This is a genomic window from Catenibacterium sp. CAG:290 (genome assembly GCF_000437715.1).
In the GTDB taxonomy this organism is placed as follows: domain Bacteria; phylum Bacillota_I; class Bacilli_A; order Erysipelotrichales; family Coprobacillaceae; genus Catenibacterium; species Catenibacterium mitsuoka_A.
Window position 1 is genome coordinate 3,301 of the sequence record NZ_FR898819.1, and the last position, 350, is coordinate 3,650.

The following is a 350-nucleotide window of genomic DNA, read 5'->3' on the forward strand; positions in this document are numbered from 1 at the left end:
GCCATTCAATCTCATTATCCGCAATCTTTAAGATATCGCATTGTTCAATACCATACCAGATCTGTTTAGCTGCAAGATCTTCATTTTTCCATAAAGGTGGTCTTAAGTTAGGGTCAAAAGAAATAATCTTATTTTTCTTTTTTGCATAATCAACCATCGCATAAGTAGCAGATCTTACTGGCTCATCCGTCATAGACAAAGAGCCAAAGTGGAAGATACGGCAGTTATCAATTAATTCATAATTTACTTCGTCTTCCCTAAGCATCATATCTGCGCCTGGCTTTCTATAGAAAGAGAAGCTACGGTCTCCTGTTTCATCATTATCTACAAAAGCAAGTGTTGTTTTAGCA

Annotated in this window: 1 protein-coding gene; it reads right to left on the minus strand. The window is 36.6% G+C overall.

Features of this window, described 5'->3' with window-relative positions; all coding sequences use genetic code 11:
- Positions 1-350: PfkB family carbohydrate kinase (locus QVO42_RS06235; RefSeq protein ID WP_288163951.1), on the minus strand; the 350-nt coding region annotated here is incomplete at both ends.